Origin of the sequence: Phenylobacterium sp. (genome assembly GCF_016793285.1) — a bacterium.
GTDB lineage: Bacteria > Pseudomonadota > Alphaproteobacteria > Caulobacterales > Caulobacteraceae > Phenylobacterium.
The window spans coordinates 1-21,711 of sequence record NZ_JAEUMO010000208.1 but is presented as its reverse complement, the minus strand read 5'-3'; the positions used below and the strand labels follow the sequence as shown (position 1 = coordinate 21,711).

General features: G+C 69.8%; 26 protein-coding genes and 2 tRNA genes. 17 read left to right on the top strand and 11 right to left on the bottom strand.

Translation table 11 applies throughout. The annotated features are described in order from the left end of the window. The first annotated feature begins 3 nt into the window (after window positions 1–3). From plsX to JNL41_RS18305, 5 genes are all read left to right on the top strand, one after another. On the top strand, window positions 4–1,059 hold the full coding sequence (gene plsX, locus JNL41_RS18325; protein ID WP_293477453.1) for a phosphate acyltransferase PlsX: 1,056 nt from the start codon (window positions 4–6) through the stop codon (window positions 1,057–1,059). Between the two features lies 1 nt (window position 1,060). Beyond that, window positions 1,061–2,053: a beta-ketoacyl-ACP synthase III gene (locus JNL41_RS18320; RefSeq protein ID WP_293477451.1), complete on the top strand. Its 993-nt coding sequence runs from the start codon at window positions 1,061–1,063 to the stop codon at window positions 2,051–2,053. 102 nt (window positions 2,054–2,155) lie between these two features. Beyond that, a complete protein-coding gene (locus JNL41_RS18315) occupies window positions 2,156–2,458 on the top strand; it encodes an integration host factor subunit alpha (protein WP_111274738.1) in 303 nt (100 codons plus the stop codon). A 16-nt stretch (window positions 2,459–2,474) separates the two neighbouring features. Further along, window positions 2,475–2,876 carry a MerR family transcriptional regulator gene (locus tag JNL41_RS18310; RefSeq protein ID WP_293477450.1) on the top strand — a complete coding sequence of 134 codons (402 nt, stop codon included), beginning with the start codon at window positions 2,475–2,477 and terminating at the stop codon, window positions 2,874–2,876. A 92-nt stretch (window positions 2,877–2,968) separates the two neighbouring features. Further along, the gene (locus JNL41_RS18305) at window positions 2,969–3,637 is read left to right on the top strand and encodes a PEPxxWA-CTERM sorting domain-containing protein (protein ID WP_293477449.1); all 669 of its coding nucleotides are present in this window, start codon (window positions 2,969–2,971) and stop codon (window positions 3,635–3,637) included. Between the two features lie 30 nt (window positions 3,638–3,667). Here JNL41_RS18305 and JNL41_RS18300 read toward each other — a convergent pair. Both JNL41_RS18300 and JNL41_RS18295 read right to left on the bottom strand, forming a co-directional pair. Beyond that, window positions 3,668–3,744, bottom strand: a tRNA-Pro gene (locus tag JNL41_RS18300). Between the two features lie 58 nt (window positions 3,745–3,802). Next, a complete protein-coding gene (locus JNL41_RS18295) occupies window positions 3,803–4,000 on the bottom strand; it encodes a DUF2842 domain-containing protein (protein ID WP_293477448.1) in 198 nt (65 codons plus the stop codon). Window positions 4,001–4,094: 94 nt separating this feature from the next. Between JNL41_RS18295 and JNL41_RS18290 the strand changes: the two genes are divergently transcribed. The 6 genes from JNL41_RS18290 to msrB all read left to right on the top strand — a co-directional run bounded on the left by JNL41_RS18290 (window position 4,095) and on the right by msrB (window position 8,343). After that, window positions 4,095–5,126 (top strand): COX15/CtaA family protein, encoded by a 1,032-nt coding sequence (locus tag JNL41_RS18290; protein WP_293477446.1) that lies wholly within the window; start codon window positions 4,095–4,097, stop codon window positions 5,124–5,126. A gap of 207 nt (window positions 5,127–5,333) precedes the next feature. Further along, the gene (gene rplM / locus JNL41_RS18285) at window positions 5,334–5,807 is read left to right on the top strand and encodes a 50S ribosomal protein L13 (RefSeq protein ID WP_293477479.1); all 474 of its coding nucleotides are present in this window, start codon (window positions 5,334–5,336) and stop codon (window positions 5,805–5,807) included. Then, window positions 5,807–6,295 carry a 30S ribosomal protein S9 gene (gene rpsI / locus JNL41_RS18280; RefSeq protein ID WP_293477444.1) on the top strand — a complete coding sequence of 163 codons (489 nt, stop codon included), beginning with the start codon at window positions 5,807–5,809 and terminating at the stop codon, window positions 6,293–6,295. The genes rplM and rpsI overlap by 1 nt, the downstream gene beginning before the upstream one ends. Before the next feature lie 89 nt (window positions 6,296–6,384). Then, window positions 6,385–7,365, top strand: a complete 981-nt coding sequence (gene argC, locus JNL41_RS18275; protein ID WP_293477442.1) for an N-acetyl-gamma-glutamyl-phosphate reductase — start codon at window positions 6,385–6,387, stop codon at window positions 7,363–7,365. Beyond that, window positions 7,362–7,799 carry a GNAT family N-acetyltransferase gene (locus tag JNL41_RS18270; RefSeq protein ID WP_293477441.1) on the top strand — a complete coding sequence of 146 codons (438 nt, stop codon included), beginning with the start codon at window positions 7,362–7,364 and terminating at the stop codon, window positions 7,797–7,799. Before argC ends, JNL41_RS18270 begins: the two co-directional genes overlap by 4 nt. Before the next feature lie 49 nt (window positions 7,800–7,848). Next, window positions 7,849–8,343, top strand: a complete 495-nt coding sequence (msrB, locus tag JNL41_RS18265) for a peptide-methionine (R)-S-oxide reductase MsrB (RefSeq protein WP_293477440.1) — start codon at window positions 7,849–7,851, stop codon at window positions 8,341–8,343. 62 nt (window positions 8,344–8,405) lie between these two features. Here the strand turns inward: msrB and JNL41_RS18260 are convergent, their stop codons facing one another. From JNL41_RS18260 to phaC, 8 genes are all read right to left on the bottom strand, one after another. Further along, complete coding sequence (locus JNL41_RS18260) at window positions 8,406–9,263, bottom strand: DUF2807 domain-containing protein (protein WP_293477439.1); 858 nt, start codon at window positions 9,261–9,263, stop codon at window positions 8,406–8,408. Window positions 9,264–9,281: 18 nt separating this feature from the next. Continuing rightward, entirely contained in the window at window positions 9,282–9,842 is a 561-nt protein-coding gene (locus tag JNL41_RS18255; RefSeq protein WP_293477437.1) for a DUF1700 domain-containing protein, read from the bottom strand. Then, window positions 9,839–10,165 (bottom strand): PadR family transcriptional regulator, encoded by a 327-nt coding sequence (locus JNL41_RS18250; protein WP_293477435.1) that lies wholly within the window; start codon window positions 10,163–10,165, stop codon window positions 9,839–9,841. The genes JNL41_RS18255 and JNL41_RS18250 overlap by 4 nt, the downstream gene beginning before the upstream one ends. Window positions 10,166–10,427: 262 nt before the next feature. Next, window positions 10,428–10,826 (bottom strand): hypothetical protein, encoded by a 399-nt coding sequence (locus JNL41_RS18245; protein WP_293477433.1) that lies wholly within the window; start codon window positions 10,824–10,826, stop codon window positions 10,428–10,430. Next, window positions 10,777–11,025: a hypothetical protein gene (locus JNL41_RS18240; RefSeq protein WP_293477431.1), complete on the bottom strand. Its 249-nt coding sequence runs from the start codon at window positions 11,023–11,025 to the stop codon at window positions 10,777–10,779. The genes JNL41_RS18245 and JNL41_RS18240 overlap by 50 nt, the downstream gene beginning before the upstream one ends. Window positions 11,026–11,133: 108 nt before the next feature. Beyond that, window positions 11,134–12,027, bottom strand: a complete 894-nt coding sequence (locus JNL41_RS18235) for a tetratricopeptide repeat protein (RefSeq protein ID WP_293477429.1) — start codon at window positions 12,025–12,027, stop codon at window positions 11,134–11,136. Window positions 12,028–12,563: 536 nt separating this feature from the next. Then, window positions 12,564–12,935, bottom strand: a complete 372-nt coding sequence (locus JNL41_RS18230) for a lysozyme inhibitor LprI family protein (RefSeq protein WP_293477427.1) — start codon at window positions 12,933–12,935, stop codon at window positions 12,564–12,566. 46 nt (window positions 12,936–12,981) lie between these two features. Then, window positions 12,982–14,721, bottom strand: coding sequence for a class I poly(R)-hydroxyalkanoic acid synthase (phaC, locus tag JNL41_RS18225; protein WP_293477478.1), 1,740 nt, complete (start codon window positions 14,719–14,721; stop codon window positions 12,982–12,984). Window positions 14,722–15,052: 331 nt separating this feature from the next. On the opposite strand from phaC, the gene JNL41_RS18220 reads away from it, so the two are divergent. The 4 genes from JNL41_RS18220 to glpX all read left to right on the top strand — a co-directional run bounded on the left by JNL41_RS18220 (window position 15,053) and on the right by glpX (window position 19,144). Next, window positions 15,053–15,487 (top strand): hypothetical protein, encoded by a 435-nt coding sequence (locus tag JNL41_RS18220; RefSeq protein ID WP_293477425.1) that lies wholly within the window; start codon window positions 15,053–15,055, stop codon window positions 15,485–15,487. Between the two features lie 124 nt (window positions 15,488–15,611). Then, window positions 15,612–16,832, top strand: a complete 1,221-nt coding sequence (locus JNL41_RS18215; RefSeq protein ID WP_293477424.1) for an LL-diaminopimelate aminotransferase — start codon at window positions 15,612–15,614, stop codon at window positions 16,830–16,832. 8 nt (window positions 16,833–16,840) lie between these two features. Then, window positions 16,841–18,130 (top strand): homoserine dehydrogenase, encoded by a 1,290-nt coding sequence (locus tag JNL41_RS18210; RefSeq protein WP_293477423.1) that lies wholly within the window; start codon window positions 16,841–16,843, stop codon window positions 18,128–18,130. Between the two features lie 60 nt (window positions 18,131–18,190). Continuing rightward, entirely contained in the window at window positions 18,191–19,144 is a 954-nt protein-coding gene (gene glpX, locus JNL41_RS18205) for a class II fructose-bisphosphatase (protein WP_293477421.1), read from the top strand. A 1-nt stretch (window position 19,145) separates the two neighbouring features. Here the strand turns inward: glpX and JNL41_RS18200 are convergent, their stop codons facing one another. Beyond that, window positions 19,146–19,478, bottom strand: a complete 333-nt coding sequence (locus tag JNL41_RS18200) for a hypothetical protein (protein ID WP_293477419.1) — start codon at window positions 19,476–19,478, stop codon at window positions 19,146–19,148. A 175-nt stretch (window positions 19,479–19,653) separates the two neighbouring features. On the opposite strand from JNL41_RS18200, the gene recJ reads away from it, so the two are divergent. After that, complete coding sequence (gene recJ, locus JNL41_RS18195; protein WP_293477417.1) at window positions 19,654–21,438, top strand: single-stranded-DNA-specific exonuclease RecJ; 1,785 nt, start codon at window positions 19,654–19,656, stop codon at window positions 21,436–21,438. A 74-nt stretch (window positions 21,439–21,512) separates the two neighbouring features. Continuing rightward, window positions 21,513–21,587, top strand: a tRNA-Glu gene (locus JNL41_RS18190). The last annotated feature ends 124 nt before the right edge of the window (window positions 21,588–21,711 follow it).

Sequence of the window (21,711 nt, the reverse complement as noted above, 5' to 3'; positions counted from 1 at the left end):
GACTTGAACCAGCCTCTGGTGATTTCCATCGACGCCATGGGCGGCGACCACGGCCCGTCCGTGGTTGTTCCCGCGTGCGCCCAGGCGTTGCCGGGGCTGCCGGGAGACGCGCGCCTGATCCTGCACGGGGACCAAGCCGCGGTCCGCGCCGAGGCGCAGCGCGCAAAGCTGCCGCTGGATCGCGTGGAGATCCGCCACGCCGACAAGGTCATCGCGATGGACGAGAAGCCCGCCCAGGCCATGCGCCGCGGCAAGGGCTCGTCCATGTGGAACGCCGTCGAGGCGATCCGCGAAGGCCAGGCGGCCGCCGCCGTGTCGGCGGGCAACACCGGCGCTCTCATGGCGATCTCCAAGCTGATCCTGCGGATGAGCGCCGACCTCGACCGGCCGGCCCTGGTCACCTCGATTCCCCACGCCACGGGCGTCACCACCTTCCTGGACGTCGGCGCCAACGTCGACTGCGACGCCGAGCGGCTGGTCGAGTTCGCGATCATGGGCGAGGCCTATCACCGCGCGGCCCACGGGGTCGCGCGTCCGACCGTCGGCCTGCTGAACGTCGGTTCGGAGGAGATGAAGGGCCACGAGGAGGTTCGCGAGGCCAATCGCATCCTGCGCGAAGGCAAGATCGACCTCGACTACAGGGGCTTCGTCGAAGGCGACGACATCACCGGCGGCGCGGTGAACGTGGTGGTGACCGACGGCTTCACCGGCAACGTCTCGCTGAAGGCCATGGAGGGCGCGGCGCGGTTCATGTACGGCGAGCTTCGCGCCGCCCTGAGCTCAGGCGCGCTGACGACCCTGGGCGCGATGCTGGCGCGCCCGTCGCTGCTCAGGTTCCGCGAGAAGATGAGCCCGCCGCCGGCCGCCCCGCTGCTCGGGCTGAACGGCCTCGTGCTCAAGTGCCACGGCGGCGCCGACGTCCGCGACTTCGCCAAGGCCATCCGCGCGGCGGCCGATGTCGCGCAAAGCGGGTTTGCCTCGGAGATCGAACGGAATATGAGGCGGCTTCCCGCTGCGCTCGCCGACGCGGGTCCCGCAGCCGCGGACGGAGCCGCCTGAATTGCCCCCCAAGTCTCCTGGTGTCCTGCGTAGCGTGGTGACGGGGGTCGGCGGATTCCTGCCCGACCGCATTGTCACGAACGACGAGCTGTCCAGGATCGTCGACACGTCCGACGAGTGGATCCGCGAGCGCACCGGCATCCGCCAGCGCCGCCAGGCCGCCGACGACACGCCGGTGTCCGACCTCGCCGTGGAGGCCGCCCGCCGCGCCCTGGCCGCCGCCGGTCGCACGCCGCAGGACGTGGACCTGATCGTCGTGGCCACGACGACGCCCGACCTGACCTTCCCCGCCACCGCCACCATCGTGCAGCGCAAGCTGGGATGCCCGGTCGGGATCGCGTTCGACGTCCAGGCGGTCTGTTCGGGATTCGTCTATGCGCTGTCGGTCGCCGACGGCTTCGTGGCGCGCGACCGCAGCAAGTGCGCGCTCGTCATCGGCGCCGAGACCATGACGCGGCTGATGGATTGGACCGACCGCGGGACCTGCGTTCTGTTCGGCGACGGGGCCGGCGCGGTCGTGCTCGAGCCGGGCGAAGGCGAGGGGACCACGGCCGACCGCGGCCTGCTGGGCTTTGCGCTCCGCGCCGACGGGACCAAGCAGGAGTTGCTCTACGTCGACGGCGGCGTCTCGACCAACCGCCAGACCGGTTACCTGCGCATGCAGGGCAACCAGGTGTTCCGCCACGCCGTAGTGAACATCTCCGAGGCGGTGACCGCCGCAGCCGCCGACGCCGGGGTCGCCGTGCCCGAGGTCGACTGGTTCATCCCGCACCAGGCCAACCAGCGCATCCTGGAAGGCGTGGCCCGCCGGCTGGGCATCGACGAGAACAAGGTGATCTCCACGGTCGCCGAACACGCGAACACCTCGGCGGCGTCGATTCCCCTTGCGCTGGACGAGGGCGTGAAGGACGGTCGCATCCGGCCCGGGCAATTGCTGCTGCTCGAGGCGATGGGTGGTGGCTTGACCTGGGGCGCCTGCGTTCTGCGCCTTTAGGGCGGCTTCTTGCGTCCAAGCTGGAAAGCGTGACTTGAAGTCGTTGTGGCGATAGGACAATCAAGACACATGAACGACGTGGCGGTGGGGACACAGGCGATCATGAAGGGGGCGACAGTGACACGGGCCGACCTCTGCGAGGCGGTCCACGAACAGGTCGGCCTCACGCGCCAGGATTGCTCCGAACTGGTCGAGCGGGTGCTCGAGCTGATGTGCCAGGCCCTGGAGCGCGGCGAACAGGTCAAGCTGAGCGGCTTCGGCGTCTTCCAGGTGCGCGCCAAGCGCGCCCGGATGGGGCGCAACCCGAAGACCGGCGAGCCCGCCGCCATCGATCCGCGTCGCGTGATCGGTTTCCGCGCCAGCCAGGTGATGAAGGCCCGCGTCGACCGGGCCCTGTCGCGGTGAGGACCGCGTAACCGCAGTGGCCAAGGGGCCCGACGCCTTCAGGACGATTTCCGAAGCGGCGGACGAACTCGACGTGCCCCAGCACGTGCTCCGGTTCTGGGAGACCAGGTTCAGCTTCATCAAGCCCATGAAGCGGGCCGGCGGGCGGCGGTTCTATCGGCCCTCCGACATCGCGGTGCTGCGCGGCGTGCGCCGCCTGCTGCACGACGAGGGCTACACCATCAAGGGCGTCCAGAAACTCCAGCGCGAGCAGGGCCTGAAGCGCCTGGTCGCGGCGGGCGAAGGCGTGGCGGTGGGCGCACCCGTCGAGAAGCCCATGGCGGCCGCAAAGCCGGTCGGCGACCGGGGCGGTCTGCTCGAGGCGCTCCACGACCTGGAGACCATCAAGGCCCGCCTCGACGGCCTGCTGAAGAAGTAGCGCCGCCCTACGACTTTGGTCCTAGGACTTCCGTCCGATACCCGCGTCGGTTGCCGCGTGGCAGCGTCTCCTGGTCAAACAGAGGGGCTCCCGTGCGAAACACCAACCTATGGACGCATTGCGCCGCGCCGTTCGCGGGTCTCGCGGCCGCCTTCACCCTCGCGTCCGCGCCGGCCCAGGCCGGGACCGTCGTGGTCGTCGACACCGGCGACCCGACCCAGGTCAACGGCGGCTACACGCTGCTGAACGCCAACGCGATCCCGGGCTTCGGCTCGCAGTCCATCGCGGCCCGGTTCGTCGTGGACCAGGAGCTTTCGATCACCAGCATCGAGGGTTGGGTGGGCCGCTTCAACGCCGGCCCCACCACCTACCACATCACGCTCTACGAGGACGGTCCCGGACCGAACCACTGGGTCCCGGGGGCCCAGCTCTACACCGTGGGACTGTCCGACGGCGGGCCGGGCAACGGCTACATCGGGACGAACGTCATCAGTTGGCGCGTCGGGCCCGGCGCCTACTGGGTCGGCTTCGAGGTGCTGCCCGAGGACACCCTGTTCGGCTTCATGCCCTACTTCGTGCCGCGGCCGTTGCAGGAGGCCATCGGCCCGCCCGGCGCCTATCATCCGGCTCCCGGCGCGCCAGGCTCCGCGTTCCGCATCTCCGGCGTCGTTCCCGAACCCGGAACCTGGGCGCTGATGATCCTCGGCTTTGGCGCGACGGGCGCAATGCTGCGCACGCGACGCCGTGCGGCGGCGCTCTGACAGGGAAGGGGAAATCTCGCCGCCGGCCGCTGGTCGGAGCGACAGGATTTGAACCTGCGACCCCTTGACCCCCAGTCAAGTGCGCTACCAAGCTGCGCCACGCTCCGAAGGGCCAGGCGGCGAGGGGCGTCTTCTAGCGGAAGCGGCAGCTAGGGCAAGGCCCAATCACGGCTCCCGGTTCATCCACCGGATCAGCGGGAACAGCGGGACGCCCCAGACTGTGCCCGCGACACCGTAGTACGCGAGGCGGGCGGCCCAGTGGTCGGGGATGTGGTCGCCGACGCTCACGACCACGACGACATAGAGGCCGCAGAACGCGAGGATCGCGATCATGCCGATGAACTTGCGCAGGCGCGGTGACATGGCTGCGTCATAGAGCGCTCGCCGCGGACGCGTAAGCCCGCTAAAGGGTCCGGCCCAAGCGCAATCGAGAAAAGTCCGCGTCCCCCCAAACGCCATGATCTCGTTCCTGAGTTCCGACCGCTCCAAGCCCGTGGCCATCTGGCTCTTCGTCGTGGCCGCCCTGGTGATGGGCATGATCGTCCTGGGCGGCGCGACGCGGCTGACCGACTCCGGCCTGTCCATCACCCAGTGGAAGCCGGTGACGGGTGCGATCCCGCCGCTCAGCGTCGCCGACTGGCAGGCCGAGTTCGCCCGCTACAGGCAGATTCCGCAGTACGCCCAACTGAACGCCGGCATGAGCCTCGCCGACTTCAAGACCATCTACTGGTGGGAGTGGTCCCACCGCTTCCTGGGACGGATCATCGCCGTGGTGTTCTTCGCGCCGTTCGTCGTCTTCGCGATCCGCCGGGAGTTGCCGCGGCGGCTGTTCCTGCGCCTCGGCGTGATCTTCGCCCTCGGCGCGGCGCAGGGGGCCGTGGGCTGGTGGATGGTGGCGAGCGGACTGTCGCAGCGGGTCTCGGTCGCGCCCGAGCGGCTGATGGTCCATCTGGGGCTGGCGTTCGCGCTGCTGGGCGCGCTGTTCTGGACGGCCTTCGACTGCTGGGCGGGCGCGGCGCGCCAGACGCTGCCCAGCCCGTGGGGCCGCCGCGCGCTCTGGCTGCTCGGCCTCGTCTATCTGCAGATCCTGCTGGGCGCCCTGGTCGCCGGCAACGACGCCGGGCTGGTCTACAACGACTGGCCGCTCATGAACGGCCGGCTGCTGCCCGACGACTATGCGGGCGCGGGCCTCTGGGCGACCCTGGCGCACAGCCAGGGCGCGGTGCAACTGCATCACCGGCTGGTGGCCTACCTGCTCACCGCCGCCGCGGTTGCGCTCGGCGTCGCGGCGTGGCGCTCGACGTACCTGGCGCGCACCTCGAAGCTGCTGGCCGTGGGCGTAGCCGGCGCGGTCGTGACCCAGGCGCTGCTGGGCATCGCGACCCTGATGGCCCGGGCGCCGCTGGGCCTGTCCATCGCCCACCAGTTGGTCGCGGCGGCGGTCCTGACCCTGGCCGTCGCCTTCGCCTGGCGGGTGCGCCGCATCTGACGAAGTGGGCCGCGGGGCGGCGTCCGCCCTGGAGAAAGTCGAGGTAAAATAATACCTCATTCAAAATCTATAATGAATTCCGATCACTAGACATTTCGAAGCGGCATTGCCGCGGTTGACTTCGCGGCGTCCATTCGGCATATGCCGGCCCTCACGTCGGGGGCGCGTCCAGCGAACCCGCTAGGTTCTATTGGATCGTCCCTCATGCTGAAGAGCACCACGGCTTCGCTGAAGCCCGCCGAGGTCGAGAAGAAGTGGATCGTTGTCGATGCCGAGAACGCCGTGGTCGGCCGCCTCGCCTCGTTCATCGCCATGCGTCTTCGCGGCAAGCATCGCGCTGACTATACCCCCCACGTGGATTGCGGCGACTTCGTCGTCGTCGTGAACGCCGACAAGGTGAAGTTCACGGGCAAGAAGGCCACCGACGAGGTCTACTACTGGCACACCGGCCACCCGGGCGGCGTGAAGCAGCGGACCCCGGCGCAGATCCTGGGCGGCAAGTACCCCGAGCGCGTCCTGCAGAAGGCCGTCGAGCGGATGCTGCCCAAGGAAAGCCCGCTGGCCCGCAAGCAGATGACGCACCTGCGCATCTACAACTCCGGTGAGCATCCGCACGCCGCGCAGAACCCCGAGACCATCGCGTTCGCCGACCTGAACGCCAAGAACGTGCGGAGCGCGTAATGAGCGAAGCCACCACCACCGAAGCGACCGGCTTCGACGCCCTCAAGGGCATGGGCACGCAAGCGGAAGAGACCGTCGTCCGCGAGCCGAAGCGTGACGCGCAGGGCCGCAGCTACGCGACCGGCAAGCGCAAGAACGCCGTCGCCCGCGTCTGGATCAAGCCCGGCAAGGGCAAGATCACGATCAACGGCCGCGACCAGGAGGTCTACCTGGCCCGCCCGGTGCTGCGCATGATGATCGCCCAGCCGCTGGAGGTCGCCGGCCGGCTCGGCGAGTTCGACGTCGACGTCACGGTCGAAGGCTCCGGCCTTTCCGGCCAGGCCGGCGCGATCCGCCACGGCATCGCCAAGGCGCTGACCTACTACGAGCCGGGCCTGCGCCCGGTCCTGAAGCCGCACGGCTTCCTCACCCGCGACCCGCGCGTCGTGGAGCGGAAGAAGTACGGCAAGGCCAAGGCCCGACGCAGCTTCCAGTTCTCGAAGCGCTGACCCGCGCGCGAGCACTCGCGTTTGGAAGGGGCGCTTCGGGCAACCGAGGCGCCCCTTCTCATTTCGGCGACCCGTTCAGGGATTCGATCATGGCCCACACGATCTTCATCGACGGCGAAGCCGGGACCACCGGCCTGCAGATCCGCGACCGCCTGGCCGGCCGCAGCGACATCGAGCTGCTCTCCATCGATCCGGCGCGCCGCAAGGACGCCGACGCCCGCGCCGAGCTGCTGAACGCCGCCGAGGCCGTGGTCCTCTGCCTTCCCGACGACGCTTCGCGCGAGGCCGTCTCGCTGATCTCGTCCAACGCGGTGAAGGTGGTGGACGCCTCGACCGCCTACCGCACCGCGCCCGGCTGGACCTACGGCTTCCCGGAAATGTCCAGGGGCCAGCGCGATGCGGTGCGGACCGCGACGCGGGTCTCGAACCCGGGCTGCTATCCGACCGGCTTCATCGGGCTGGTGAGGCCGCTGGTGGCGGCGGGCCTGATCCCGGCCGACTTCCCGGTGACCGTGAACGCCATTTCCGGCTACTCCGGCGGGGGCAAGGGCCTGATCGCCGAGTTCGAGGCGCAGCCCGCTCCCGAGGGGACGGACGACGCCTTCCGCGCCTACGGCTACACCCTGGCGCACAAGCACCTGCCCGAGATGCAGATCCATGCCGGCCTCGCGCACCCGCCGGTCTTTGCGCCGTCGGTCGGCCGCTATGCCCAGGGCATGCTGGTCGAGGTTCCGCTGCAACTGTGGGCGCTGCCCGGCCAGCCCGCGCCAGCCGACCTGCACGTGGCCCTGGAGGCCGCCTATGCGGGCGAGACCTTCGTCGAGGTGGCGGGCGGCGCCGAATGCGCCGAACTCCAGAAGGCGCGCGCCGGGGCGGCCAGCTACGTGGCCGCCCTCGACCCGCAGTCGCTGAACGGCACGAACAGGATGCGCCTCTTCGTCTTCGGCTCGGCCGACCGCAGGCAGGCGCGGCTGGTGGCGCTGCTGGACAACCTGGGCAAGGGCGCGTCCGGCGCGGCGGTGCAGAGCCTGAACCTGATGCTGGGCCTGCCCGAGGACGCCGGCCTGTGATCCTGCGGCCGGCGACGCCCGACGACGCGCCGGCCATGTCGCGGATCCTCTGGGACTGCGTCGAGATCTCGCTGCCGTTCCTGCCGCAGCTCCATACCCGCGACGAGCACGTCGCGTGGTTCCGTGGGAGCCTGATGCCCGAGCACCAGGTCTGGGTGGCCGAGGTCGACGGCGAGGTCGCAGGCTACATCGGCTGGCGCGACGGCTGGATCCGGCACCTCTTCGTCCATCCGGATGCGCAGGGGCGGGGAATCGGCCCGGCGCTTCTGGCCAGGGCCCTCGAGGCGCGGCGGCCGATGCAGCTCTGGACCTTCCAGCAGAACGCCCGCGCCCGCCGCTTCTACGAAGCCCGCGGATTCCGGCCCGTCGAGTTCACCGAGGGCGAGGGCAACGAGGAGAAGGCCCCCGATGTCCGCTACCTGTGGGAGCCGTGATGCGGCAGAGGCTTGCATCCGAGGCCCTGGAGGTCGCGTAATCGCGGTCATGTCCAAGTCCCTCGATCGCCGCGGCTTCCTCGCGGCCGCCTCCGCCCTGGCCTTCGCCGCGCCGGTTTCCAGCCTTGCCGCCGCGAAGGACGCCTACGCCAACTCGCCATTCCGAAAGGTGAGCGACGCCGAGTGGCGCCAGAGGCTGCCGGCGGCCAGCTACCTCGTCCTGCGGCACGAGGACACCGAGCGCCCCGGCACCAGCCCGCTGCTCAAGGAACATCGCAAGGGCCGCTTCGTCTGCCTGGGCTGCGACCTGCCCCTGTTCACGAGCGACACCAAGTTCGAGAGCGGCACCGGCTGGCCCAGCTTCTTCCGGGCGATCGCGGGCGCCGTCGCCACGAAGACCGACTACAAGATCGGCGTCGCGCGGACCGAGTATCACTGCGCCCAGTGCCTGGGTCACCAGGGCCACATCTTCGAGGACGGACCGCGCCCGACCGGCCTGCGCTACTGCAACAACGGCGTGGCGCTGAAGTTCGTCCCGGCCTGACGCCGGAAAAAAGCGGCCCGGGGCGACGACGCGCACCCGGGCCAGGAGGGTCCGTCGGCCGTTCAGGTCGTTGCCTTGCCGGCAGCGGGCCTGGGGGAGGGCGACGGCGATGCGGACGGCGAGGGCGAAGGGCTCGGCGACGGTGTCGGATCGACCTGCCGCACCCGGCCGGCGCCCGAGATGTCGGTCTCGAGGGTCTTGGGCTGGGTGACCAGCCGCACGTCGCCGGCTCCCGAGATCTCCAGGCGGGCCTCGTCGATCGGCGCCAGCGTCGCGTCGGCGGCGCCGGAAACGTCGACGTTGGCGCGGCGCGCCTTCAGCGCCCCGAGTTCGAGCTCGCCCGAGCCCGACAGGTCGACGCTGAGCTCGTCGGTCTCGCCGCGCCCCGAGACTTCGGCCTCGCCCGAGACGTCCAGGCTGAGCCGCGGCTGGCGGTAGCCCTCGATCGTCAGCGTGTTGCGGCCCGACACGTCGAAGGCCGAGACGTTCGGCGCCGTCAGCACGATCGAGACGCGCGGATAGTGGCGGTAGCGACGGCTCGAATAGCGGATGGAGTCGCCGCGGATGACGATGTGGTCGAGGGCGCCCTGCGGACCGGTCACCACCACGCTCGACGGGCCGCTCGACTGGACGTAGCGGACGTCGGCCGGGAGATCGATGTCCAGCTTGTCGGCGCCGCTCCAGGCCAGGGTGCGCGTGGCCTCCGGGCCAGGCGCGCCGGGCCAGTCGCTGTCGCCGCGGCGGATGTGCCGCGCGTCGCCATTCCAGTCCCAGTCCCAGCGGTCGCCCCAGTGGCCCGAGGCGATGTTCCAGCTTCCGCGGGCGATGGCGTCCGGACCGCCGATGGCGACGGCCGCGGACAGGCTGGCCACCGAGAGCACGAAGCCGGCGACGGTGATCATCACGAGGACGCGGATCATACGGGCCTCCTGCCTTCCTTAGGGTTCGAGAGCCGGCTTCAGCAGCCGGTAGTGGAGACGCCCGTACCAGACGAGCGCGTTCATCAGGCCGATCGAGACGATCGTCAGCAGCGCGCCGCCCGAAGCGGAGCCCGCCATCACGCCGAGGCCGGCCAGCAGGGCGGTGACCGGGCCACCCGGCGGGTCCATGAACGGCCCGGCGGCGAAGACGAAGGCGCCGGCGAAGAAGCAGACGATGACCGCCACGGCGATCCCGATGATCGCGCCGGCGATGCCCATGAGGATGGGCAGCAGGATCAGGATGTCGATGGCGCCCAGCCCCAGCACCGCGAACACCGCCGCGGCGGCCGAGGACGGGCTGCGCTCGTCGCGCCAGCGGTTGAGCGTGCTTTCGGCGCGGACCTCGCGGGCCAGCCGGTCGGGATCGCCCAGCGCGGCGGCCACTTCGGCCTCGGTGCGTCCGGCGGCCTCGCCGTCGGTGAAGTGCGCCTCGTAGTCGGCGACGATGTCGGCGATGGCTTGCGGGGGCAGGCCGCGCAGGCCTTCCCGAAGCCGCGCCATGAATGCCTGGCGTGTCACTTGGCCCCTCCAAGGATGGTTTCGACGGCGCCGGAGAACGACCTCCAGGCGGCGGACTGGCTCTCGAAGCTCTTCTTCCCGGCTTCGCTCAGCCTGTAGTACTTGCGCGGCGGGCCGGCGGGGCTCTCGACGAGGTAGGTCTCGACGAGGCCGTCCGACTGCAGCCGGCGCATCAGCGGATAGATCGTGCCTTCGCCCATGCCGATGGCGTCGGCGAGGCGGCTGGCGATCTCGTAGGCGTAGCTGTCGTGCTGATGAAGCAGGGCCAGAACGCAGAGTTCGAGCGCCCCCTTCTTCAACTGGATCTCGATGGCGTCCGGCACGTCCGCGCCTCCTTGCTGACCACTGAGGTACGGCAAGGTAGCGTGCGACGCAAGGTAGCTTGCATTAAACCTTAGTAAGGTGGTGCAAGGTAGCGGGCGCACGCGGCGCAGCCGCAAGGGAACGAACCGCGGAATACGCGGAGGCACGCGGAAGGCCGCCCGCGCGGCGGTGAGGCCGGGGACGAACGCCTGTCTTCGTTCCTTCCGCGTCATTCCGCGTCGTCCGCGGTTCGATCGGGCGGCGCTTCGCGCCGGGCGCGCCTCAACTGGTGTCGTCGTCGCATTCCCAGGCCGGGACGTGCATCGGCGGGGCCAGGCGGCCGTCGAAGGGGTCGGGTTCGGCCGGCGGCGCGGCGGGCGGTGCGGGCTCGGGCCGGGGCTCGGGGACGGCCCGCGGGGGGCCGAACCTGGTGCGGACGAGGGCCATCACCGCTTCGACGCGGGCCTCGGGGGACAGGCCGGCGGCAGCGGCGTCCTTCCGCACGCACTCGACCAGTTCGCCGAGTTCGGGATCGATCTCGTCGGCCTCGACGGGGTCGTACTCCAGGCAGACCCGCGCGTAGACCGCATCCTCCATATCGAGCTGTTCGGTCAGATCGGGGTTCGGGTCGTCATGGCCGGGGTGGGGCGCGCGGCGAGGCTCCGCGGCCTCCTCGCGCAACAGCCTCGCCCGGGGTGGTGAGCGTGGTGCGCACCGAGCGCGTCAGCCGCGTCTGCGAGCGGACGTAGTCGTTCAGGGTGCCGGGATCGGTGGTCTCCAGCGCCTGCGCATTCACGTGCTGCAGCAACGCCAGGTCGACCCGCAGCACCAGGCCGAAGACCGCTTCGATGTCGCCGATGTCGGGCAGGGCCTCGGACATGGGCCGCAGTGGAACACGCCGGTGCGTCAGAAGCGGACGCAGGTGGGGAGGCCTATGACTATCAGGCGATCCTCGAAACGCCCGCCATAGGCCCTCAGCCGACGATGGCTAGGTTCCCGGCTCAGGGAGCGGGGCGCCGGGTCGCCAAGCTGCAACCAGCGCGTTGGCTGCCGTCAGCTGAGCGGCGGTTAGCTGGGCCGCGATCTTGTCTCTGAGGGGAGCTGCACGATTGTTCCCGGCGTTTGTCGCCAGCGACGTCATGACAAAGGCAATCGAATAGTCTTGGCGGACACCACGGCCAGTAAGGTAGGCCTGCCCCAGGTTCAGAAGGCCGCTTGGATGGCCTTGGGTTGCAGCCGCATGAAACCAAGATGCTGCCTTCGCATCATCCGGAGGCACACCACGCCCAACAATGTACAGAATGCCCAGATCGCTCTGCGCCGGCGCGAAGCCCTGTGCCGCGGACTTTTGATACCAGTCGAAGGCCTGAGCGTCGTCCTTTTGGACTTCGTTTCCGAAGGCGTACATCTGAGCAAGCGCATACTGGGCGGGAGCCGAGCCCTGATCAGCGGCCTTTCTGTACCAGAATAGCGCCCGTCCCTCGTCTTTCGGTGTGCCCCAACCACTATGATATAGGATAGCGAGATTGTTCTGGGCGGAGCTGTCTCCGAGCGTTGCAGCCTTCAGAAACAGATCAAACGCTACTTTATAGTCTTGAGGCACTCCACGCCCTGCCAGATACATCGTGCCTAGATTGCTTACGCCCGCCAGATCGCCCAGTTCGGCAGCCTTGCGGAACCAATCTGCGGCCTGACTGTCGTCATGCGGCACACCGGCGCCGTGTTCGTAAAGCAGCGCCAGGCCGTTGTACGAGGCGGCCTCATGCTTCGCAGCGCCGGCTTGAAACTCCCTCAAAGCGGTTCGAAAATCCCCGCGCTTGTAAGCGATCATACCGTTCGCGGCGTCGGCCCAGACGGGTGACGCGTACATCAGGTTCAGCAAAATCAGCCATCGCCAAGCCCACCGGGGCCTGAGTTTGCCCAGCCGGAGAAGCCTATCGCGATGATCGTCGTGGTGCGCGGCGCCGAGCATATCGAACGATAGTTGCCACATCCGAGCCCAAAAACCACAGGTCAACAGCGGCAGAGTTCGTGACCGTTAGCTTCGGGGACACGATACCTATCCCCGGAACCCCGTGGGCAGCCGGTCGGGGAATATTACTCCTGTCCCCATATTTACCCATATCTACCACGCCTCGACTTCGCGTGGTGCCAGACGCGGTTCCGGCTGCTGCCGAAGCCCAAGGCGCAGGCGAAGACGCAGCGGGTGTCGGCGCCGAAGGAGACCGAGACGGTTCGGTGAGGGTTGGCACTCAACACCGCTCATCCCCGCGCATGCGGGGACCCAGACTTCTCTTCGTTGCGAGATCCGGAGGCGGAGCTGTCGGGGCTGCTCGCGCTGTGAAGCAAGCCTGGGTCCCCGCATGCGCGGGGATGAGCGGGGGTTTGAACGTGCCGTGCGGGTACTAGGCCCCAGCCTCAGTCCTGGCTGACGCCGCCGCAGCCCATGTCGCCCTCTTCGCAGTCGAGTTCGGCCTGGAGGGTGCGGGTGCGGTCGTCGGTGACACCTTCCAGGCAGAGCGACACCGCGGCCGGGTGGAACGAGCCGCCGCGGGAGCCGGCGCGGGCCTCGCAGTCGAGGTCGCGGAAGGCGATCCAGGCGCGCTGGGCCGCCCGGAGGCGCGCCTTGCCGTCCGGCGAGGCGGCGGCGGCGAGCTTGCGGTAGGCGGCGTTGAGTTCGCGGTCGGCGATGGCGTAGCGCGCCGCGGCCTGCCGGTTCATGTCCGGCTGGCTGGGACCGTCGAACTCGGGCCGCTTTTCGGCGGACTCGGCGGCGCCGGCGACCAGCACGAGCGCGAGGGCGCCCGTCGCGAGCGTGCGCCGCCCCGCCGCGCCCTCAGCTCTTGACCAGCACGTACTCGCCCGGGGCGTCGCCGAGGGGCTTCAGGGGGCCCTTGGCGGGGTCGCGGGCGGGGATGAGCTTGCCGGAGCGGGCCTGGAGCCATTGCGCCCAGTGGGGCCACCACGACCCGGGGTGCTCGACCGCGCCGGCCTGCCACTCCTCGAGCGAGGCGGGGAGGGCGCCGTTGGTCCAGTGCTGGTACTTCTTCGCGACCGGGGCGTTGATGACGCCGGCGATGTGGCCGCTGCCGGCCATGGTGAAGGTGGTGGGCCCGCCGAACAGCCTGGCGCCCTTGTAGACGCTGCGGGCCGGGGCGATGTGGTCCTCCTTCGAGGACTGGACGTAGATCGGGACCTTCACCTTGGAGAGGTCGATCTGCACGCCGTCCAGCGTGAGCTCGCCCCTGGCCATGGCGTTCTCGCCGTAGAAGCGGCGCAGGTAGAAGGTGTGCAGCGTCTTCGGCATCCGCGTCTGGTCGGAGTTCCAGAACAGCAGGTCGAACGGCCGCGGCTCCTTGCCCATCAGGTAGTTGTTCACGAAGAACGACCAGATCAGGTCGTTGCCGCGAAGGGCGTTGAAGGTGTCGGCCATGGTCTGGCCCGAGAGGACGCCGCCGCCCTCGTCCATCTTGGCTTCGAGGTCCTTCAGCCAGTCCTCGTTGGTGAAGAGGAGCAGGTCGCCGGCCTCGGAGAAATCCTGCTGCGCGGCGAAGAAGGTGGCCGAGCCGATGGAGGTGTCGCCCTTGGCCGCCATGTGGGCCAGGGTGGCCGAGAGCAGGGTGCCGCCGATGCAGTAGCCGACGGTGTTCACGCGATCGACGCCGGTCTGCTCGAGCGTCGCGGCGACGCCCTCGTAGATGCCCTGGCGCATGTAGTCTTCGAACGTCTTGGTCGCGAGCGTGGCGTCCGGGTTCACCCAGGAGGCCACCAGGACGGTGATCCCCTGCGAGGCCAGCCACCGGATCAGCGAGTTCTCCGGCCGCAGGTCCATGATGTAGAACTTGTTGATCCACGGCGGGAAGATCAGCAGCGGGATCTCGTAGACCTGCTCGGTCGACGGCGAGAACTGCAGGAGTTCGATGATCTCGTTGCGGAAGACGACCTTGCCCGGGGCCGTGGCGACGTTCTCGCCGATCTTGAACATGTCGTAGTCGGTCTGGGCGATCGAGAGCTGGCCGCCGCCGCGCTGGAGGTCGGCCTGGAAGTTCTCCATCCCCTTGACCAGGCTGGCGCCGCCGGTGGCCATCACCTCGCGCAGCGCCGTCGGGTTCGAGGCCAGGAAGTTGGACGGCGAGAAGGCGTCGGTGAGCATCTTCATGAAGAACTCGACCCGGCGCTTCTCCAGCGGGTCGACGCCGTCGACCTCGGCCACCATGTCGTTCAGGAAGTTGGCGGTGAGCAGGTACGACTGCTTGATGGCGTCGAAGACCGGGTTCTCGCTCCAGTCGGGGTCGGTGAACCGCTTGTCGCCCTTGGCGGGCGAGACGACGGGGTCGGGGGTTTCGCCGCCGGCGCGGCGGGCGGTGGCCTGCCACAGGTCGAGGTAGCGGGCGAAGAGGTCGCCCTGCGCGCGCATGATGCGGTCGGGCTGTGCGGCGAGGCGGCCCATCACCTGCGTCAGCGCAGGGGCCACGTGGAACGGGTCGGGCGAAAGCGCCGCCGGGCGGTCGGCCTGGCGCAACGCCATCTCGGCGATGGCGCCCTGGGCGGCGAGCGCGGCCCGGGCCAGGTTCATGGAGAGCTGCTCGACCTGCGCGCGCTGGTCGGCGGTGAAGCCGGCGGCCTCGAAGCCGGACGCCCGCGGGCCGGGGGCGGATGCGGTGGCGGCGCCCGGGGCGGCCTCGGCGCGCGCCTCGGTCGCCTGCGCGAACGTCTTCGCCTCGGCGGCGGCGGCCTTCGCCGCCTTCTTCCCGGCCTTCCTGGAGCCGGCCTTCTTCGACTTCGCCTTCGGCGGGGCCGAGGTCTCCTCGCTCATCGGGTCGTCCCTTCGCAATGGCGCACTCTGAACAGGCGCGCTCTTTCGCCTTCCACGATCATCGCATATGACCTTGGCGCAAATGAATGCGTTGCGCCCGCTTTTTCGGACCACCCCCAGGGTATGGGCCCTGGCCCTGACGGCCGGAGCAGGCCTCGCGCTGGGCGGCTGCATCGGCAATCCGTTCGTGGACGCCAAGGTCGATCCCAGCTCGCCGATCGCGCCGGACGTCGCCCGGGTGACGCGCCAGGACGGCAAGTTCCCGACCTTCGCCTCGATCCCGAAGAAGCCGACCGACCTTCGCCCCGTCGTCCAGTACGGCCAGAGCGCGCGGCAGGTGCTGGCCGCCGGCACGGCGCTGGTCGCGGCGACCGAGCCGTCGACCTGGACGTTGCAGGGCACCGACGCGTTCGCCGAGAAGAGCCGCCGCGACGCCGGCCCGCAGCTCGAGCCGCCGAAGCCGGGCGACGCCGAGGCGTTCGCCCGGGAACTGCGCGAACGAGCTACCCCGCCTCCGCCGCGTTGACACGCCGCGCGAGGCATAAATTTCCCCGAACCCGCTTGGAAGACTCCCGCCCGGAGTCTATCGAAGCCCTGCCTTCAGCTCGCAATCGGCCGCCCGGGCGTCTGGCGGCGCAAGAGCTTGGAACATGACACCCGAATTCCACCGTATCCGCCGCCTCCCGCCCTACGTCTTCGAGGAGGTGAACCGCATCAAGGCCCGCCTGCGCGCGCAGGGGACCGACATCATCGACTTCGGCATGGGCAATCCCGACATGCCGACGCCGAAGCACATCGTCGACAAGCTGATCGAGACGGCGCGCGACCCGAAGGCCGGCCGCTACTCGGCCTCGAAGGGCATCGCCGGCCTGCGCAAGGCGATGGCGGGCTACTATGGCCGCCGCTTCGGCGTGAAGCTCGATCCCGACCGCGAGGTGATCTCGACGCTGGGCTCGAAGGAAGGCTTCGCCAACCTCGCCCAGGCGCTGACGGCGCCCGGCGACGTCATCATCTGCCCCAACCCGGCGTACCCGATCCACGCCTACGGCTTCATCATGGCGGGCGGCGTGATCCGCCACGTGCCGGCCGAGAGCCCGGAGGCGTACCTGTCGGGAATCAGCCGGGCGGTGAAGCACTCGGCGCCGCCGCCGAGCGTGCTGATCGTCAGCTATCCCTCGAACCCGACGGCCCAGTGGGTGGATCTCGACTTCTACAAGGAGGTCGTGGCGCTGGCCCGCAAGCACGAGATGCTCGTGCTCTCCGACATCGCCTATTCCGAGATCTACTTCGACGACAACCCGCCGCCGTCGCTCCTGCAGGTCGAAGGCGCCAAGGACATCGCGGTCGAGGTCAACTCGCTCTCCAAGACCTTCGCCATGGCCGGATGGCGCGTCGGCATGGTGGTGGGCAACGAGCGCATGTGCGCGGCGCTGGCGCGGGTGAAGAGCTATCTCGACTACGGCGCCTTCACGCCCATCCAGGTCGCCGCGGCGGCCGCGCTGAACGGGCCCACCGACTGCATCGACGAGATCCGCGCCACCTACAAGTCGCGCCGCGACACGCTCGTGGAGTCGATGAAGCGCGCCGGCTGGGACATTCCCGCGCCGCCCGCCTCGATGTTCGCCTGGGCGAAGCTGCCGCCCCAGTTCGAGGAGGCGGGTTCGATGCTCTTCTCGAAGCTGCTGATCGAGGAAGCCGGCGTGGCCGTGGCCCCCGGCATCGCGTTCGGCGAGTACGGGGAGGGCTACGTCCGCATCGGCCTCGTCGAGAACGAGCACCGGATCCGGCAGGCGGCGCGCAACGTGAAGAAGTTCCTGGCCAACTCGGACGAGATCCTGGGACGGGCGCACAACGCCCTGGCCGCACAGTAGTGGACGACATGGACCGAAAACCCTGGAGGATCGGCGTCGCGGGCCTCGGCACCGTCGGCGCCGGCCTGCTGAACTTCCTGTCCGACAACCCCGCGTTCGCGCCGGCGGGCGGACTGGCCCGCGTCAGCGGCGTCTCGGCGCGGTCGCGCTCGCGGCCGCGGCCGGTCGACATCTCGAACCTGCCCTGGTTCGACGATCCGGTCGCGCTGGCTCAGTCCGACGAGACCGACCTCTTCGTCGAGCTGATCGGCGGCTCGGACGGCCCGGCGAAGGCGGCGGTCGAAGCGGCGCTGAAGGCCCGCAAGCCCGTCGTCACCGCCAACAAGGCGCTGATCGCCGAACACGGCAAGGAACTGGCCGAACTGGCCGAGGCGATGGGCGTCCCGCTGCTGTTCGAAGCGGCGGTGATGGGCGGCGTGCCGGCGGTGAAGGTCGTGCGCGAGGCCCTGGTCGGCGACGACATCCACGCGATCGCCGGCATCCTCAACGGCACCTGCAACTACATCCTGACCGAGATGGAGACGACGGGCCGCTCGTTCGCGGACGTGCTCGCGGAGGCCCAGCGGCTGGGCTACGCCGAGGCCGACCCGACGATGGACGTCGGCGGGTTCGACGCGGCCCACAAGATCACGATCCTGGCGGCGCTCGCGTTCGGCTGCGCTCCGAACTTCGCCGCCGCGGAGATCGAGGGCATCGACCAGATCGCGCTGCTCGACATCCGGATGGCCAAGGACCTGGGCTACCGGATCAAGCTGGTGGCCTCGGCCGAGCGCTCGATCCATGGCGCCCTGGTGCGGGTGCATCCGACGCTGGCGCCGCTCGACCACCCGCTGGCGCGGGCCGGCGGGGCGCTCAACGCGCTCTTCATCGAGGGCGAGCGCACGGGCCGCATCTTCCTCCAGGGCCCCGGCGCGGGGGCCGGCCCGACCGCGGCGGCCGTCGCGGCGGATATCGCCGACGCCATCGCGGGCGCCCGGCGTCCGGTCTTCTCGGCGCCGGCCGAGACGCTCACGCCCTTCGATCCGGTCGATCCGTCCAAGATGATGGGCCGCGCCTACCTGCGCTTCCTGGTCAAGGACGAGCCCGGGGTGATCGCCGCGGTCTCCGAGACGCTCGCCGAGGCGGGCGTGTCCATCGAGAGCTTCCTGCAGAAGCCCGCCGAAGGGGCCGAGGGCGTGCCGATCGTGCTGACGACCCATGCGGTCGCGGAATCCGTGCTGGCGGCGGCGGTGAACCGTATCGCCGACCTTCCGGCGGTGCTGGATCGTCCCAGACTGTTGCGGATCGCTCGCATCTAGGATCAAAGGCGCGTCCAAAGACTCGCCCCCCAAGGAATGTGACTGAGGGTTGGAAACGACATGAGTTCTCAAGTTCTGGACCGCAACCTGATCATGGACGCGGTCCGGGTCTGTGAAGCCGCCGCGATCGCCGCCTGGCAACTGGTGGGACGCGGCGACGAGAAGGCCGCCGACCAGGCCGCCGTCGACGCCATGCGCACGGCGCTCAACGACCTCGACATCGACGGCGAGATCGTCATCGGCGAGGGCGAGCGCGACGAGGCTCCGATGCTCTACATCGGCGAGAAGGTCGGGAAGGGCAAAGGCGCGAAGATCGACATCGCGCTGGACCCGCTGGAGGGCACCACCCTGACCGCCAAGGCGATGGCCAACGCGCTGGCCGTCATGGCGTGGGCGCCGAAGGGCACGCTGCTGAACGCGCCGGACACCTACATGGACAAGATCGCCTGCGGGCCGGGCTATCCCGCCGGTGTCATCGACCTCGACAAGACCCCGGCCGAGAACGTGCAGGCGCTCGCCAGCGCCAAGGGCGTCGACGCCAGCGCGATCACCGTCTGCATCCTCGACCGGCCCCGCCACGCCGACATCATCGCCTCCGTCCGCTCGGTGGGCGCCCGCGTCCATCTGATCACCGACGGCGACGTGGCCGGTGTGATCAACACCGCCGATCCCGAGACCGGCATCGACATGTACGTCGGCTCCGGCGGAGCGCCCGAGGGGGTCCTCGCGTGCGCGGCGCTGAAGTGCGTGGGCGGCCAGTTCCAGGGCCGGCTGGTGTTCCGCAACGCCGACGAGCGCGCCCGCGCCGCGCGCGTCGGGATCACCGACCTCGACAAGAAGTACGACCTGCACGAGATGGTCCGGGCCGACGCGATCTTCGCGGCGACGGGCGTGACCAAGGGCGCCCTGCTGGACGGCGTCCGCGTTTCCGGCGGCTTCGTCCACACCCACACCCTGGTCATGAACTCGGCCTCGCACACCGTGCGCGAAGTGCGGATGAAGCGGCCGGTCTGACCTAGCTGAATTCGTTGGCGACCGCCTTCATGCGCTTCTGAGCCCGCTTGCGCGTGTAGGCCATGACCGCGCCGACCGGCAGCAGCAGGACAAGGCTGAAGATGCCGAACAACAGGAAGGCGAGCCCGACGCCGATCACCATGAGACCGAGGACAATGCCGTCGGTTCGGTTCTTCTGAAGGGCGACGAACCGCTCGGGCTCTTCCGAGCGCAGGACCTTCTTGCTGTTGTAGGCCTTCGTCCGCGTCTCGCCGGTCTGCTGGGACTTCAGCCACGGGATCAGGTCCCGGAGCAGCAGATAGAGTCCGGCCAGGAAGATGCCCCAGACGATCATTCAGATACCCCCACTCGACGCTCGTGACCTTGAGCGACTCCGTGGGGGCCGGCAAGCGGCCCTGCCACGAGGCGGGAGCTTCTGCGACCGCTTCTGACGCAGGTCTGCGTCACGCCGGCCCTGGCGACTCGTCCGGGCCGGGCCGATAGTGACTCCGGGCGAGGGAAGGAGCGGCATGGCCGACGGCGGCGGACATCTGGGTTATCTCGGCGTCACGCGCTCGCTCTCGGGACGGCTGTGGCGTCAGCGCCCGGCCGACGCCGACCTCGCGCGGCGCCACCAACTGGAGCACGGGCTGTCGGAGCCGCTGGCGCGGGCGATCGCCGCGCGCGGCGTGACGGACGGCGCGAACTTCCTCAATCCCACGCTGAAGGCGCTCTTCCCGGACCCGTCGAGCTTCGCCGACATGGACCGCGCCGCCGCGATCCTGGTCGACGCGCTGGAAGCCCGGCGCCGCGTCGTGGTGTTCGCCGACTACGACGTCGACGGCGCCTCGTCGGCGGCGCTGATCGTGCGCTGGTTCCGGGCGATGGGCCTCGAGCTCTCCATCTACGTCCCAGACCGCATGACGGAGGGCTACGGGCCGTCGCCGGCCGCATTCCGCCGGCTGAAGGACGAGGGGGCCGAACTCGTCGTCACGGTCGACTGTGGCGCGGCCGCGCACGACGCCCTGGCCTGCGCCGCGGAGATCGGCCTGCCGGTCGTCGTCATCGACCACCACCTGATGCGGCCGGGCGAGGTCGCGGGCGTCGCGGCGCTGGTGAACCCCAACCGGCCGGACTGCACGTCGGGGCAGGGGCATCTGGCGGCGGCGGGGGTGGCGTTCGTGCTGCTGGCGGCGCTCAATCGCGAGGCCCGCAAGCGCGGGCTCGGTCCCGAGCCGGACATCCGCACCTGGCTCGACCTCGCCGCCATGGGCGCCGTGTGCGACGTGACCCAGCTCGTGGGCTTCAACCGGGCGCTGACGGCGCAGGGGCTGAGGGTGATGTCCGCCTGGGCGAACCCCGGCCTGAAGGCGCTGATGGAGGTCGCCAAGGCCAGCGGACCGGCGTCGGCGTTCCACGTCGGCTTCCTGCTGGGTCCGCGGATCAACGCCGGCGGCCGGATCGGGCGTTCGGACCTCGGCGCGCGCCTGCTTTCCACCGACGACCCGGAAGAGGCGGCCGCCCTGGCCGGGGAGCTCGATGCGCTCAACGCGTCGCGCAAGCAGGTCGAGGCCGAGGTGCAGGAGGCCGCCGTCCGCCACATCGAGCGCGAATCGAACCAGGCCGACGCGCCCTGCCTCGTGGTGGCCGAGGACGGCTGGCACCCGGGCGTCATCGGCATCGTGGCCGGGCGCCTGCGCGAACGCTACCGCAAGCCCGTGGTGGTGATCGGCGTCGACCGCGCGGCCGATGTCGGCAAGGGCTCGGGCCGCTCGCAGCCGGGCGTGAACCTGGGCCGGGCCGTTCAGGCGGCCTACGAGGAAGGCCTGCTGCTCTCGGGCGGCGGCCACGCCATGGCGGCGGGGTTGTCGGTGCGGCCCGACACGATCCCCGAGCTGCGCGCCTTCCTCTGCGAACGGATGGCCGCCGAGGCCGAGGTCGCCGCCGCCGAGGATGCGCTGGAGATCGACGCCCTGGTCACGACCCGCGGCGCCGACCGGGGCCTCTGGAACGACTTCCAGCGCCTGGCCCCGTTCGGCTCCGGAAACCCCGAGCCGACGTTCGCCGTCGCCGACGCGCGGATCGAGCGGCCGATGGCCCTGCGCGGGGGCCACGTCCGGGTCACCTTGACCGATGGTTCGGGCGGCAAGCTGAAGGCGGTCGCCTGGCGCGCCGAAGACACGGAGACGGGCCGGCGACTACTTCAGGAGGGGGGCGCAGTGCATGTCGCCGGCCGGCTGAAGCCGGACGACTGGCAGGGCCGCGAGAGCGTCGAACTCGAGATCGAGGACGTCGCCGACCCCCGGGTGCGCTGAAGGCCCGTTCGCCTGGATTCGGGCGCTTGCGCCCCAAATCGAAGGCCGCTATAGACCGCGCCTCGCGCCGATGCGGTCCCTTCGTCTATCGGTTAGGACGCCAGGTTTTCAACCTGGAGAGAGGGGTTCGACTCCCCTAGGGACTGCCAGCGCGCGTTATAAATCAATGACTTATGGGCGGAAATCCGCCACTCCCCACAACCAAACCCACATAAGATTTACGCTGGCACGTTGGGCTAGTGGTGTGGCCTGCCGTGGCGAGCGGTGGCGAAA